Raw genomic sequence first — 14,436 nt, forward strand, 5'->3', positions numbered from 1 at the left:
CGACTGTCCGGCTTGCCATTATTGTTTTACCTAATGATTAATTGGCAATACCAAAAAGCGATGAGAGGTTAGGCAAAGTTAGAGCTGAAGTAAACGCGACACTTTGGTGCAACATTCTGTTTTGTGACTTTGTGCGAAAAATACCAGCAATTACCCGCACCTTATGGCGCAAAAAGCATTTCCAGATACCACAAAAGGATATTGTGCGCCAAAATTCTGCAAAGCGGATTTACCAATTTCGAGATGAAATCGTCTTGTGGTCATCCGCGCAGCTCGACCAAAATCTTGCATTCCGGATCAGGCCTTGCGCCTACTCACGGTTCACCAACGGTCGTTCCGATCATCCAACCATACGGTGCCAGCTTGGCGCCGGCGTCGTCCCAGCCCTGCGCATACAGAGGTTTGGCCCGCGCTAGCCCGGCGTCGAAAGCCAGGGGCGATGGCGATAAGTTGGCCAGCACAAGGATGCGCTCGCTCTCATCATGACGAATGAAGCCGACGCCACCGGCGGGCAAGCCATCCACAAAGACGGTGCCGCCGGTGCGTAGCGCGGCGTGGCTGCGGCGCAGGCCGATCAGCGTTTGGTAATGTGCGTAGATGTCGCCGTCAAAGGCCTTCCAGTTGAGTTGGTAGGCGTCGAACAGCACGGACCAGTCAGTCCAGGTCGGCTCGTCGAATTCCTGCCCCATCAGGATGTGCGGTACCCCATCCATGGCCAGCAGCACCGCCGCCGCCGGGCGGTGGGCGGATTGCCCCAGGAAGGCAGAGACGCGGCCCTGCTCTTTTTCTTCCAGCCAGCGCATACGCAATGCCCCGCGCGGGAAGCTGTAGGTCGACTCACGCCAGTAGCGGCCGAAGGCCGCGCCATCGGCCTGGCCTTGAGCGCATCGCCGCAGCATCTCGCGCGTGCCGCCCTCGTACGTCAGGTCGCAGGCAGCCAGGTGGTGAAACTCGTCGTAGGCCTGGGAGATGAGCGCGATATCCGGGCGCACCGCTGCCAGCGCGGTCCGGATCTGCTCGAGGAAATCGCACGGCGTGATGTCGGAATCGTCGAAGCGCAGGCCATCGATGTCAAAACGTTCGATCCAGCCGCGCATGCTGCCGATCAGGTAGCGCCGCAGCTCGTGCTCGGCAAAGTCAAAACCGGCGAAATAGTCGCGGTTGGGGACGGCGTAATAGATGCTTCCGTCGGCGCGGCGCGTGTACCAGTGCGGATGTGTGCGCGTGAAGGGGTGGTCCACGGCGCTGCGGTTGAGCGTCCAGTCCAGGATCACCCGCATGCCGCGCGCGTGCGCGGCGTCCACCAGCGCGCGCAGGGAGGCGGCGTCGCCCAGGGCGGGATCGATGGAATCGAAGTCGCGCACCGCGTAAGGATCGCCCAGTGTGCCGCGCCGTCCCTCTATGCCGATGGGATGGACCGGCATGATCCAGAGCACATCGACGCCCAGCTCACTCAGATAAGCGAGTTTGGCGCGCACGCCGTCAAAGTCGCCGCCGAAGGCGGGTACCGACAACTGGTAGATCACACCGTCGCGCAGCCAGTCCGGGCTGGCCAGCGCCGGGCGCGCGTGCAGGGGGCCCGGTGTGGCGGCGCTCAAACCGGGCTGGCGCATCAGCACCTCGCCCGCTTCATCCACCGTCAGACAGGAGTTGTTCTGGCCGTCTTCCGAGATCCAGGGATTGGCGGGGTCGACAATCCAGTCCGAGCCGTCGATGACAAACTTGTAGAGGTGACGTCCGGCCGGCACCGGTAGCGTGGTTTGCCAGCGCGTGGCTGAAATGCGTTCCAGCATACAGGCGTCGCCCACCCAGCTGTTGAACGTGCCCGCCAGCGCGACACTGCGGACGCCGGGTGCGGCATCGTAGATAAAGCGCACGCCGCCGGATACAGCGCGTGGCAGCTGGGATGGGTCAGTGCGGAATTGTAAATCCATGGATGTCTAAATAGACGCCTCCCTTTCAGCGTTACCAGACACGTGATTCGGGCTTTTTCATTACCCGTGCGACTACACCGGATACCGACATAGCCGTGAGGATCACCGAAGGTAACGGATTATGGCGATGCGAGAATTGTGGCAGCAGTGTCGATGGAGGCCCTCCTCCCTCGATGGGGAGGAGAAAGTTTGGCCGGATTCCGTTGTGGCCCAGCCACTACGTCCACCATCGAAAATTCGGAGCTTTCAATTCCTGCCGCATTCCGCTCCTCAGTTGCCCCCACCACCACGCGTACCGTGGCGACAAAAAAAAGCCGGGCAAAAGCCCGGCAATACCATCCTGATGATGATGCGAGGAAATCAATGCAACATGCCGCTGTCACGGGCAGCGGAGAATCGCCGCCCTCGGTGAGCAGCCCGTCAGGGTTACTCGATCAATCCCAGCGCCCGCGGCAGAAACTCGCTGATCGCCGGCACCAGAGTGACCAGCGCCAGTACCACAAACATCATGAGGTACATGGGCATCAGCGGGCGAATCAGCGCCGTGATTGATGTTTTGGAAATACTTGCCCCCACGAACAGCACACTGCCCACGGGCGGTGTGCAAAGGCCGATACACAGGTTCAGGATCATCACGATGCCGAACTGCAGTGGCGACATTCCCAGCTCGGTGACCACCGGCAGGAAGATCGGGGTAAAGATCAGTACCGCCGGGGTCATGTCCATGAACGCCCCCACGGCCAGCAGAATCAGGTTGATGGTGAGCAGGATCAGCAGCGGATTCTCGCTGATAGTGATCAGTGCCTGGCTGATGGTCTGCGGAATATTCTGGTAGGACATGATCCACGACATCGCCGAGGACGCTGCAATCAGGAACATCACAATCGCCGTGGTCTCTACGGACCTGGTCAGCAGCGCCGGCAGCTCACCCCATTTCACTTCCTTGTACACCACGCAGGACAACAACAGCGAGTAGAGCACCGCAACCGCACTGGCCTCGGTGGCGGTGAAGAAACCGCTGATAATGCCGCCGATTACGATAAAGATAAGGAACAGGCTGGGCACCGCATCCAGGGTTTTCTGCAGAGCGAATTTCAGGGTCGGCTTTTCACCTACCGGGTACCCTTTGGCCTTGGCCCAGATCCCGCATACGATCATAAGACCGAGCGCCAGCAGCAGGCCAGGGAGGTAACCGGCGATAAACAGTGCGGCGATGGACACACCGCCGGACGCCAGCGAGAACACGATGAGGATGTTGCTCGGCGGAATCAGCAGGCCGGTGGTGGAAGAAGCCACGGTCACCGCAGTATTGAAATTCTTGTCGTAGCCCTCTTTGGTCATGGACGGAATCATGAAACCGCCGATGGCGGAGGTCGCCGCCACCGCGGAACCGGAAATGGAACCGAACAGGGTGCAGCTGATGATGTTCACAAACGCCAGGCCGCCGGGGAGCATTCCCACCAGTACCCGTGCAAAATCAATGATGCGACGGGCAATACCGCCACTCCCCATCAGCATGCCGGAGAAAATAAAGAACGGAATCGCGAGCAGCGCAAAACTGTCGATGCCGCTGGCCATGCGCTGAGCCATGGTGATCATGGCCGGATCAAAATCGATAGTGCACAGCATGGTGAGCACGGTGGCCGCACCAATACTGATGGAAATGGGTACGTTCAGGGCGAGAAGGATCAGAAAACTGACCAGCAATACGATAACGGCGACTTCCACGGTGGCTCTCCTCGCTTAGGCTTCAACGGCAGCTTCGGGCTGCTTTTGTTTTTCTTTTTGAGCAACGGAAGCTTCGCCATCCGCGCCTTCGGTGTAGGGATGTACACCCGAGTCGAATTCAGCCGGCAATTCCTGCTTCGCTGTTAGCAGCTCCACCAACTGGTCGAGCGAGAAAATACAGATCAGCAGGCCTGAGAGCGGCAACACGCTGTAGACGAAGCCCATGGGAATATTCAGTGCCGCAGAGTACTGTTCCAGCTCAAAGGTGAGGAGCATCAGCTTGGTGCCGCCATAAACCATCGCGGAGGCGGCGAAGGCAAAGCACACCAGCACCACAAAAACCTGTACAGACTTGCGCGCCGCGCCGTGCAGTGCGTTGGTGAGCAGATCAATTCCCAGATGAGATTTTTTGCGGAACGCATAGGCGCCGCCGAGGATACCGATCCACACCAGAAGGTAGCGCGCCAGCTCTTCGGTGTAAGAACTCGGCTGCATCGGCAGGAACCGGGTGAGGATCTGCCAGGTGACGTCCACCACCATCAGTGCCAGCAGGGAGCCGAGCACTAAAGCCAGCGCCTTTTCAATTTTCTGCATCATCTTTGCCTTCCACTGTTATTTTTCTAGTGGGCTCTTATTTCTTGCGGACACGCTGCGCCCAACCTGCAATTTTCTTTCTGTTGGACCCGTCGCCTGTAGGAGCCTGCTTGCAGGCGAACCCTTCGAAGCTCCGGACCGTTCGCCTGCAAGCAGGCTCCTACAGGAGTGCGCGCATACACTCGGATTAATTAATCGCCTTGATCTGCTCCAGCAGATCGCCCACTTCGGTGCCCTTGTAGCTGTCGTGCAGGGGCTTCACCGCGTCGATAAAGGGCTGCTTGTCCGGGTAGATCACTTCCACACCGGCGGCTTTCACCGCGGCCAGGGATTCCTCGGTGGACTCCTGCCACAGCTTGCGCTGGTAGGCCACCGCCTCTTCCACCGCCTGGTTCAGCCACGCCTGCTGTTGCGGTTCGAGCTTGTTCCACACCTCGGTGCTGATCAGCAGCAGGTCGGGCACATAGGTGTGCTCGTCCAGGGTGTAGTATTTGGAAACTTCGTAATGCTTGGAGAGATAGAAGCTCGGCGGGTTGTTCTCGGCACCGTTGACCACGCCCTGCTGCAGCGCGGTGTAGAGTTCGCCCCAGCTCACCGGCGTGGCAGCGCCGCCGAGGGCGTTGACCATCTTGATCGCGGTCTGGCTGTTCTGCACACGGATCTTCTGGCCGTTCAGGTCTGCCGGTGTCTGCACTGCCACATCGTTCATGTAAAAGCTGCGGCTGCCCGCATCGAGGTAGCCGAGGCCGCGCAAACGCGCGCGCTCGCAGGCGAGCAGCAGGTCTTTGCCGATATCGCTTTGCAGCACATTCCAGAAGTGATCGGAATCGCGGAAAACGTACGGCAGGTTGAAAATTTTCATCTCCGGCACGAAGCCCTCCATGGGACTCGCGGAGACCTTGGTCATGGCCAGGCTGCCGATCTGCAGCAGCTCGATGAGCTCGCGCTCGCTGCCCAGCTGGCCGCCGGAATAGATGTCGATACGCATGGTATCGCCGGAGAGTTCGCGCAGGCGCTCGTCCATGAAGACCATGGCCCGGTGCACGGAATGCTGCTGGTCGAGGGTGTGGGCCAATTTCAGGGCCACCTGATCCTCTTTGAAGCCGCAGCTGGCCATCAACACAGTGGCGCCCGCCAGCGCCGCAGCGCCCAGCTGCCGCATGAATTTTCTCATTATCATCATCTTGACCTGCGATCTATTTCTTATCGGGTACAGGTTTGTCGGTATGCCCCCGGGACGCACCCGGGCCAATGGCAGACCAAACTGGTCATACCATGCTAACAACAACCGGTCAGGTGGCGCAATCCGAGATTTCAGTTTGCAACGCGGTGCATGGCATACCGGTATCGCGCATGACTTCGGGTGCACGCCATCAGATGCCCGCGCTGCAGTGAAAAACTCGCCAGACTGGCGCCATTTCTCGCCGAAATTCGCGCGGACTTTGTAGGAGCCTGCTTGCAGGCGAACAGTCCGAAGTCCTGCCCCATTCGCCTGCAAGCAGGCTCCTACAGGGCACAAAGTGAGGCGAACGTTGATATGCTCCACAAAAACAGCGATCAATGCTACGCCAAATTGGCGCTTTTTTAATCATCAATTGCGGACCCGGCCCGACCATCTTTGCCTGACCGGTCCACCCTATGCGCCGTATCAGCAGGCCGCTTCCGCCACCGCGCCGCCGGCCGCATCAGCAAAGTACTCCACACGCGGAATGATCGCGCCGCGGTGGCCGATCACACGGGCGGCACAGCGGTTGCCGGCGGCAATCGACTGCTGTGGACTGGCACCCTGCAGGCGCGCAGCCAGGTAGCCGGCGTTGAAGGAATCCCCGGCACCGGTGGTGTCGACCACGCTGGAGACCGGCGGCACGTCGATGGCGGTCAGAACACCATCGACCTGCAGCAACACCGGCTCGGCACCGCGCTTGATCACCAGTTCCGCCACGCCGAAGTCGCTGTTGCGTTTGAGACAGCTGCCCGGGCGCTCATCGCCCCACAGCGCCTGCTCATCTTCGAAAGTCAGCAGCGCCATGTCCGCCTGCTGCAGGAACTCCGCCACCACAGTGCGCGCGGCCTCGGCGGACGCCCACAGGCGCGGGCGGTAATTGCTGTCGAAGGCCACGCGGCCGCCATTCGCGCGATATTCCTTCAGAAACGCCAACAGTTCGGCGCGGGCTTCCGGATTCATGATGGCGAGGGTGATGCCGGACAGATACAGACAGTCCATCTGATTCAGGTGCGCCTTCAGTGCGTCACGACGAGCGGGATCGGCGAACAGCTCCCGCGCTGGCGCTTCACCACGCCAGTAGGTGAAGTAGCGCTCGCCATCGGCGGTGTTCTGAATCATGTACAGGCCTGGGCAGCGACCCGGCAGGCGCGCAATAGCGCTGGTGTCGATACCCTCGTCGGCAAGACGAGTGAGCACTTCCTCACTGTAGGGGTCTTCCCCCAGCATGGTGACGTAGCTGACCTCGACGCCACCGCGGGCGATGTAGACCGCAGTGTTGTAGGTATCTCCGGCATACGACTGCGCTAGCAGCGCCTTCTGCCCACTCCCCTGGCTCACCGCTTGCGGCGCCAGCTCCACCATGACTTCTCCCAGTGCTGCCAGTTTCACTCGACTCTCCAAAATACAAAAATACTATCTAATAGTCTTTATTACTATTTGGTAGGATACACCCGCCGCAGAATCAATAGATACCTCGATTCTCGCAGCCCAGACGCGTCTTGCGACCGGAGTGAGCTTGTCTGCCACGAAATGCCTTACCAGGATGGTTGACTGGTATAACCAATTTTTGGCAACATGGCAACAACCGGTGCTGATCGACACCTCGCATCAGCATCGCGGTTTTCTCCATCGCCTGGCGCACCGGGCACAGGGGGCTGGTTTGGACCCCCTTGCCTTTGTTTCGCGCATACCGCCCGCTCCCTCTCCGGTATTTACCGGGTGGCGAGCCGGGCTTTTCTTTGTTGGGGCCGAGCTTGGGCTTAGAACACTAAGCTCGCGGCGGAGATGAAACCTTACAACAATAAGCGGGGCCGGCAGCGGTGCAAGTAACCCGATCAGCCGATCCCAAATGGCAAACCCGAAATCTGGAAGCATCCACAATGACACGCCCGCTGATCCTGCATCCCGACCGTCTGTTTCCGGCCGATAAAGCAAGCCGGGACATCGCCCGCAATCTTTACCAGAGCGTGAAAGATCTGCCGATCGTCAGCCCCCACGGTCACACCGACCCATCCTGGTTCGCGGAAAACAAGCCGTTCGGCAACCCCGCCAACCTGCTGATTCGCCCGGATCACTATGTCTTCCGCATGCTCTACTCCCAAGGCATTGCGCTGGAGCGCCTGGGCATCCGTACCCAGGACGGCACCGAGGTCGAACAGGATCCGCGCAAGATCTGGCAACTGCTGGCGGACAACTACCACCTGTTCCGCGGCACCCCGTCGCGCACCTGGCTGGATACCGTGTTCCATGATGTGTTTGGCCTCGACGTGCAGCTGAGCAGCGAGACCGCCGAGCTGTATTACGAGCGTATCGACAGCGAACTGAAAAAGCCGGAGTTCCTGCCGCGCGCGCTGTTCGAGCGTTTCAATATTGAAGTGATCGCTACCACCGAGTCCCCGCTGGACGATCTGCGCCATCACCAGACCATCCTCGACAGCGGCTGGAAAGGCCGTGTGATCACCGCCTTCCGCCCGGACCCGGTGCTGGATCCGGATTTCGAGGGCTTTGTGGATAACCTGGCGCAGCTGGCGGAAATCACCGGCGAAGATACCTCCACCTGGGTGGGCTACCTGGCGGCGCTGCGCAACCGTCGCGAATTCTTCAAGCAGATGGGCGCGACCTCTACCGATCACGGGCACCCCACCGCCACCACCGCGAACCTGTCTGCGGCGGATGCCGAGGCGCTGTTCCTGAAGGTCAGCACGGGCAACGGCAGTGCGGCGGATGCGGAGCTGTTCCGCGGCCAGATGCTGACCGAGATGGCGCGCATGAGCCTCGAGGACGGCCTGGTGATGCAGATCCACCCGGGCTCTTACCGCAACCACAACAAGGTGGTGTTCGAGCGCTTTGGCCGCGACAAGGGCTGCGATATCCCATCGCCGACGGAATACGTGCGTGCGCTGCGTCCGCTGCTGGAGGCGGTGGGCAACGAGCCGGACCTGACCATCATCCTGTTCACCCTGGACGAGACCAGCTACAGCCGCGAGCTGGCGCCGCTGGCGGGGCACTACCCGGCGCTGAAGCTGGGCCCGAGCTGGTGGTTCCACGACAGCCCCGAAGGTATGCGTCGCTTCCGCGAGCAGGTGACGGAGACCGCCGGCTTCTACAATACCGTCGGCTTCAACGACGATACTCGCGCCTTCCTGTCTATTCCCGCCCGTCACGATGTGGCGCGCCGCATGGACTGTGTGTGGCTGGCGCAGTTGGTTTCCGACCACCGCCTGCAGGAAGACGAAGCCTTCGAACTGGCCGCCGACCTCGCCTACAACCTGGCGAAGAAAGCCTACAAACTCTGACAAATGCCACTGCCGGCAAGCTCCTCCTGTAGGAGCCTGCTTGCAGGCGAACCCCACTGAGCTCTGTTTAAGTTCAGTGGCGCCGGAGCACCGGGTATCTGTTTTCAAAACCGCTGTGAACCCCTCCCTGGGCGCTGCGGCGCAAACATCCATGTTTGCGACGCTTCTGAAAACAGATCCCCGGCCCTCCCGCTTAAATTCAGAGCACGTTACTTCGTAAGCGAAAAGATAAGTTCGCTCAACCGAGTAGAAAAACATGAGCCAAGAAAGACTCAACAACAGCATTCTCGAAAACCTCCCCGCAGAGGTGATCAAACCGTCCTACGACCGCAGCGAGGTCACCACCGGCATCGTGCACCTGGGCATTGGCGCCTTCCACCGCGCACACCAGGCGTGGTACACCGAAAACCGCATTGCCGCCGGTGAAACAAGCTGGGGCATTGTGGGCGCGAGCCTGCGTTCCGCGGGTGTGCGCGATCAGCTGGTGCCGCAGAACGGTCTCTATTCCGTGGTGGAAAAATCCAATGCGGGCACCAAAGTACAGATCGTCGGCGCGGTGAGTGATGTGCTGGTGGGGCCTGAGAATCCACAGCAACTGCTGGAACTGCTGGCCCAGGAAAGCGTGCGCATCGTTTCCCTGACCATTACCGAGAAGGGTTACTGCCACGATCCCGCGAGCGGCAACCTGAATCCACAGCACCCGGATGTGGTGCACGATCTGGCGAACCCGCAGGCGCCGAAATCCGCGCTGGGTTATATCGTCGGTGCGCTGGCACTGCGCAAGGAGCGCGGTCTGCCGGGCTTTACCGTGCTGTCCTGCGACAACCTGCCGTCCAACGGCAAGCTGCTGGGCAAGGTGCTGGTGCAGTACGCGGAAAAGGTCAGCGCGGAACTGGCGGCGTGGATTTCCGACAACACCACCACACCAGCCACCATGGTGGACCGCATTGTACCGGCGACCACCGATAACGATCGCGCGGAGCTGGAGGCGATTCTTGGCTGTCGGGATGAGGCGGCGGTGATGGCGGAGCCCTTCGCTCAATGGGTGGTGGAAGATAATTTCCTGCGCGGCCGCCCGGAGTGGGACAAGGCCGGCGCGACGTTTGTCGATGAAGTGGAAGTCTACGAGCTGATCAAGCTGCGCCTGCTGAATGGTTCGCACTCCATGCTGGCCTACAGCGGTTATCTGTCCGGTTTTGAAACCGTGGCGGATGTGATGGCGGAGCCTGCGTTCAACAAGCTGGCGCTGCATTTCATGAAAAGCGAGGCGACCACCTCCATCGACGTGCCGGCGGATTTCGACATCGCGGCCTACCAGGCGCAGCTGATTGAACGCTTTGAAAACCGCGCGCTGCGCCACCGCACCTGGCAGATCGCTATGGACGGTTCACAGAAGATCCCGCAGCGCTGGCTGGGCACCCTGCGCCACCAGCTGGAAAACGAAGGTCCTATTGAGGTGCTTAGTTTCGCACTGGCGAACTGGATTCGCTATGTGTCCGCGGTGGATGAGAAAGGTAATGCCATCGAGGTTTCCGATCCGCTGGCGGCGGACCTGAAGGCACTGTGCGACGAGCACAAGCCTCAGGGTAATGACGCGCTGGCGACGGCTTTCCTGGCGTTCACGCCGGTGTTCGGGGAAGACCTGCGCAACAGTGAGCGCCTGCACAGTGCGGTAAACGACTGGCTGGACAAGCTGGATGCGGAAGGCACCCTGGCATGTGTGCAGAAGCATTTTTCTTCTGTCGGCTGATGGCAGCGGCCTGAATTTTCGTTTTGATTAGCCCCTCGTTTTTTCGGGGCACAGTTTGAATTTGTCAGTTTTTAGTTTGTTTTTCTATTTGTTTTTTTCTCGCTTAGTTTCCAAATCTCGATTTGAGTATTTGCAGGAAACAACCTTTCAATCCCGCGGCCAACACCGCGGGATTTTTTATGCGCGCTCGAAAATTCGGGTTGCTACTGGTTTTTGCGGTTCTTACTTAGTGCCCTCGGTATTCAGCGGATTTTCTTCACCAAAGCGGCTGGCGTCGTCTGCGGGATTGTCCGGGCCCCAGGCGTCTTCGTCTGCCATGTTGGGCAGGTGGTGGGCAATACCGCGGTGGCAGTCGATGCAGGTGGCCTTGCCGGTGGCGAGCTGGGTGGCGTGGAGTTTGCGCGCGCGCTCACTCTGCACACTGAAATCCATGAATTCGAAATCGTGGCAGTTGCGGCATTCCAGCGAGTCGTTGGCTTTCAGCCGCACCCATTCGTGACGGGCCAGTTCCAGGCGTTTATCGAGAAATTTTTCACGGGTGTTGATGGTGCCGAAAATCTTGCCCCACACTTCTTTGGACGCCTGCATTTTGCGTGCGATCTTGTGGGTCCACTCGTGGGGCACATGGCAGTCCGGGCAGGTGGCACGCACACCGGAACGGTTAGTCCAGTGGATGGTGCCCTTCAGTTCTTCATACACGTTGTCGCGCATCTCATGGCAGTTGATGCAGAATTTTTCGGTATTGGTCGCTTCCAGCGCGGTGTTGAATCCGCCCCAGAAAATGATGCCGGCAATAAACCCGCTCAACAACAGGAAGCCGAGGCTGAACGCCGTCGCCGGTCGGCTCAGTGTGTGCCAGTAGCTTTTTATCCACTCCACCATCGCTCGATTCCCGGCTTACATTATTGGGCGGACTGCTGCTTCCGGTTGCGCAGCAGAATATCCACATCCTTGAAGCTATTCCCCACCGGCGGCTCTGCATTGGTCTGGGGCACGTGACACTGCAGGCAGAAATAGCGCCGCGGTGCCACATCTGCCAGCGCCTGAAAATCCCGGTCCATGAAATGCGTAATGCTGATCATAGGCGCACCACTCACGCCGGTCTGGATACGGTTGTGGCACTCAAGGCAGCGATTGACGTTTTTATCGATCTGGTAGTCGCGGATAGTGTGGGGAATAGTGGGTGGCTGCTCGGGATAGGCGCGCACGCGCTTCCCCTGGGCATTGACCGGATCGGCCAGTGGTGGCGCACTCTGCTCTTCAAACAGGGTACCCCCCTTGCGAATACCATCCGGTCCAGGCGTCTCCGGAAACTGCTCCGCGACAGTTGCCAGACCGCACGCCAGCACGATTAGCGCGGCAGCGAGCGAAAAAACCTGCCTTCCCTTCATCGTCGCCTCCCGTCATGCCAGAGAAATCAATTCCAGCTTCACCGCGCATTTCTTGAAATCGGTCTGCCTGGAAATAGGGTCGGTCGCATCCAGGGTGACCTTGTTGATCAGGCGCTGGGCGTCAAAGAACGGCACATAGATAAGCCCCTTCGGCGGCCGCGCGCGCCCTCGCGTTTCCACCCGCCCGATCATGTCGCCGCGCCGGCTGATGACCCTGATTTCGCTGCCGCGGCGAAACCCCTGCGCCTGTGCGTCGTCCGGGTGCATGTACACCAGCGCAAAGGGCACGGCCCTGAACAGTTCGGGTACCCGCTGGGTCATGGAGCCGGTGTGCCAGTGTTCCAGTACGCGCCCGGTGCATAACCAGAAGGGATACTCACTGTCCGGGGATTCCGCCGGCGGCTCGTAGGGCAGCGCGAAAATGCGCGCGCGACCGTCCTCGTTACCGTAGAACTGCACACCGGTGCCTTTTTTAACATAGGGATCGTAACCTTCGCGGAACCGCCAGCGTGTTTCCCTGCCGTTAACGACCGGCCAACGCAACCCCCGCACCTTGTGGTAGAGATCAAACGGTGCGAGGTCGTGACCGTGTCCGCGGCCGAATGCCGCATACTCCTCGAACAATCCTTTCTGCAGATAAAAACCGAACGCATCCGACTCGTCGTTGGCAAAATTCTTGTCGCGCTCGGTATTGGCGAAGCGATTAACCTGGCCGTTCGCAAACAGCACCTCATACAGGGTCTTACCGCGAAAGTCTTTTGCCTGGTTGAGTAGTCTCTCGGGCCAAACCTCATCCGTCTTAAAGCGCTTGGAAAACTCCACCAGCTGCCAGAGATCGGACTTACTTTCTCCCGGCGCCTTGACCAGTTGGCGCCAGAATTGGGTACGCCGCTCGGCGTTGCCATAGGCACCTTCTTTCTCCACCCACATGGCCGACGGCAGGATCAGGTCCGCCGCCTGTACCGAGGTAGTGGGATAGACATCGGAGACGATGATGAAGGTGTCGGGATTGCGCCACCCCGGCAGCAACTCGCCCATCAGGTTGGGGCCGGCCTGCGCGTTATTGGTTGTCTGGGTCCAGTAAACTTTGAGTTTGCCGTCCTTCAACGCCCGGCTCTGTGCCACGGCGTCAAAACCGCGTTTCTCTGGAACGGTGCCGGCGGGCAGTCGCCAGATTTTCTCCGCGGTGGCGCGGTGCTCGGGATTGGCCACCAAAAGATCCGCCGGCAGGCGGTGGGAAAAAGTCCCTACTTCGCGCGCGGTGCCGCAGGCCGAGGGCTGGCCGGTAAGCGAAAAGGGACTGTTGCCAGGGCTGGAGATTTTCCCGGTGAGCAGGTGGATGTTGTAGATCATGTTATTCGCCCACACGCCGCGGGTGTGCTGATTGAAACCCATGGTCCAAAAGGACATGACCCGGGTCTTCGGGTCGGCATACAGCTCTGCCAGTGCGGTCAGGCGTTCCCGGGGAATACCGGTATCTTTCGACACGCGTCGGAGCGAGTAAGGCTTGAGGAATTCGGCGTACTCCTCAAAACTCATATCGCTCCATGTATTTGCCCGGGCGCGCCCACTGGCCTTCTGTTCCAGCGGGTGCTCGTCCCGCAGGCCGTAACCGATATTGGTTTCCCCACGCACAAAACGGGTATGCTTTTTAACAAACCCTGTATTCACCCGGTTGTTCTGGATGATGTAGTTGGCAATGAAGTTCAGGATCAGAAGATCCGACTGTGGAGGGAAAATAATCGGGATATCCGCCAGTTCAAAACTGCGGTGGTCATAGGTGGAAAGCACAGCCACTTTGCAGCCGGGGTGCGACAGGCGCCGGTCGGTCACCCGAGACCACAAAATCGGGTGCATCTCAGCCATATTGGACCCCCACAGCACGAACGCATCGGCGTTTTCAATATCGTCGTAGCAACCCATGGGTTCGTCGATACCGAAGGTGCGCATAAATCCAAAGGCCGCAGACGCCATGCAGTGACGCGCATTGGGATCAAGATTGTTGGTGCGAAAACCGGCTTTCATCAGTTTGCTTGCAGCGTAACCTTCCCACACCGTCCACTGCCCGGATCCGAACATCGCCACAGCATCCGGGCCATGGTTGGCGATCGCCTGCTTGAATTTCTGCTCCATGACATCGAACGCCTGATCCCAGGACACTTCGACAAAATTCCCGTTCTTATCGTATTTGCCATTGGTCATCCGCAGCATTGGCTTGGTAAGGCGATCGCTGCCATACATGATTTTCGACAGGAAATAACCCTTTACGCAGTTGAGCCCGCGGTTCACCTCCGCCTTGATATCGCCGTGGGTCGCCACCACGCGGTTGTCCTTGGTGGCCACCATCACACTGCAGCCGGTGCCACAGAATCGGCAGGGGGCTTTGTTCCACTGGAGCACATTGGCGCCACCCCGGCTCACCAGGTTCTGTGCTGCCGCCGGCGCCGCCAGCCCGGCGGCGGTCGCAGCCGCAACCACCGCACTCGCTGTGGAAAATTCGCGCCGGGTAATGGCCATC

At 59.6% G+C, this 14,436-nt stretch carries 10 protein-coding genes; 2 read left to right on the forward strand and 8 right to left on the reverse strand.

The window, feature by feature from the left end; all coding sequences use genetic code 11:
- Window positions 1-314: 314 nt before the first annotated feature.
- From GNX18_RS11875 to GNX18_RS11895, 5 genes are all read right to left on the reverse strand, one after another.
- Complete coding sequence (locus GNX18_RS11875) at window positions 315-1,934, reverse strand: alpha-amylase family glycosyl hydrolase (RefSeq protein WP_138235083.1); 1,620 nt, start codon at window positions 1,932-1,934, stop codon at window positions 315-317.
- Window positions 1,935-2,360: 426 nt separating this feature from the next.
- Window positions 2,361-3,662, reverse strand: a complete 1,302-nt coding sequence (locus tag GNX18_RS11880) for a TRAP transporter large permease (RefSeq protein ID WP_166218341.1) — start codon at window positions 3,660-3,662, stop codon at window positions 2,361-2,363.
- 15 nt (window positions 3,663-3,677) lie between these two features.
- Window positions 3,678-4,256: a TRAP transporter small permease gene (locus GNX18_RS11885; protein WP_371808105.1), complete on the reverse strand. Its 579-nt coding sequence runs from the start codon at window positions 4,254-4,256 to the stop codon at window positions 3,678-3,680.
- Between the two features lie 187 nt (window positions 4,257-4,443).
- Window positions 4,444-5,436 carry a TRAP transporter substrate-binding protein gene (locus GNX18_RS11890; RefSeq protein ID WP_371808106.1) on the reverse strand — a complete coding sequence of 331 codons (993 nt, stop codon included), beginning with the start codon at window positions 5,434-5,436 and terminating at the stop codon, window positions 4,444-4,446.
- A gap of 468 nt (window positions 5,437-5,904) precedes the next feature.
- Window positions 5,905-6,870, reverse strand: a complete 966-nt coding sequence (locus GNX18_RS11895; protein WP_166218350.1) for a sugar kinase — start codon at window positions 6,868-6,870, stop codon at window positions 5,905-5,907.
- A gap of 491 nt (window positions 6,871-7,361) precedes the next feature.
- On the opposite strand from GNX18_RS11895, the gene uxaC reads away from it, so the two are divergent.
- Both uxaC and GNX18_RS11905 read left to right on the forward strand, forming a co-directional pair.
- The gene (uxaC, locus tag GNX18_RS11900) at window positions 7,362-8,777 is read left to right on the forward strand and encodes a glucuronate isomerase (RefSeq protein WP_166218353.1); all 1,416 of its coding nucleotides are present in this window, start codon (window positions 7,362-7,364) and stop codon (window positions 8,775-8,777) included.
- A gap of 256 nt (window positions 8,778-9,033) precedes the next feature.
- Complete coding sequence (locus GNX18_RS11905) at window positions 9,034-10,527, forward strand: mannitol dehydrogenase family protein (protein ID WP_166218356.1); 1,494 nt, start codon at window positions 9,034-9,036, stop codon at window positions 10,525-10,527.
- Between the two features lie 222 nt (window positions 10,528-10,749).
- On the opposite strand, the gene GNX18_RS11910 is transcribed toward GNX18_RS11905, so the two are convergent.
- The 3 genes from GNX18_RS11910 to napA are packed head-to-tail and all read right to left on the reverse strand — an operon-like array spanning window position 10,750 to window position 14,435.
- Window positions 10,750-11,409 (reverse strand): cytochrome c3 family protein, encoded by a 660-nt coding sequence (locus GNX18_RS11910; RefSeq protein WP_166218359.1) that lies wholly within the window; start codon window positions 11,407-11,409, stop codon window positions 10,750-10,752.
- A 20-nt stretch (window positions 11,410-11,429) separates the two neighbouring features.
- The gene (locus GNX18_RS11915; RefSeq protein ID WP_166218362.1) at window positions 11,430-11,918 is read right to left on the reverse strand and encodes a nitrate reductase cytochrome c-type subunit; all 489 of its coding nucleotides are present in this window, start codon (window positions 11,916-11,918) and stop codon (window positions 11,430-11,432) included.
- Between the two features lie 12 nt (window positions 11,919-11,930).
- Window positions 11,931-14,435, reverse strand: a complete 2,505-nt coding sequence (gene napA / locus GNX18_RS11920; RefSeq protein WP_166218365.1) for a nitrate reductase catalytic subunit NapA — start codon at window positions 14,433-14,435, stop codon at window positions 11,931-11,933.
- Window position 14,436 lies beyond the last annotated feature (1 nt).

This window comes from Microbulbifer sp. SH-1 (genome assembly GCF_011326135.1).
Taxonomy (GTDB): domain Bacteria; phylum Pseudomonadota; class Gammaproteobacteria; order Pseudomonadales; family Cellvibrionaceae; genus Microbulbifer; species Microbulbifer harenosus.

Excerpts from the sequence above, each read along its gene's own strand:
- GNX18_RS11875 (WP_138235083.1), bottom strand. The coding sequence starts at position 1,934 with ATGGATTTACAATTCCGCACTGACCCATCCCAGCTGCCACGCGCTGTA.
- GNX18_RS11885 (WP_371808105.1), bottom strand. The coding sequence starts at position 4,256 with ATGCAGAAAATTGAAAAGGCGCTGGCTTTAGTGCTCGGCTCCCTGCTG.
- GNX18_RS11890 (WP_371808106.1), bottom strand. The coding sequence starts at position 5,436 with ATGATAATGAGAAAATTCATGCGGCAGCTGGGCGCTGCGGCGCTGGCG.
- uxaC (WP_166218353.1), top strand. The coding sequence starts at position 7,362 with ATGACACGCCCGCTGATCCTGCATCCCGACCGTCTGTTTCCGGCCGAT.
- GNX18_RS11905 (WP_166218356.1), top strand. The coding sequence starts at position 9,034 with ATGAGCCAAGAAAGACTCAACAACAGCATTCTCGAAAACCTCCCCGCA.
- GNX18_RS11910 (WP_166218359.1), bottom strand. The coding sequence starts at position 11,409 with ATGGTGGAGTGGATAAAAAGCTACTGGCACACACTGAGCCGACCGGCG.
- GNX18_RS11915 (WP_166218362.1), bottom strand. The coding sequence starts at position 11,918 with ATGAAGGGAAGGCAGGTTTTTTCGCTCGCTGCCGCGCTAATCGTGCTG.
- napA (WP_166218365.1), bottom strand. The coding sequence starts at position 14,435 with ATGGCCATTACCCGGCGCGAATTTTCCACAGCGAGTGCGGTGGTTGCG.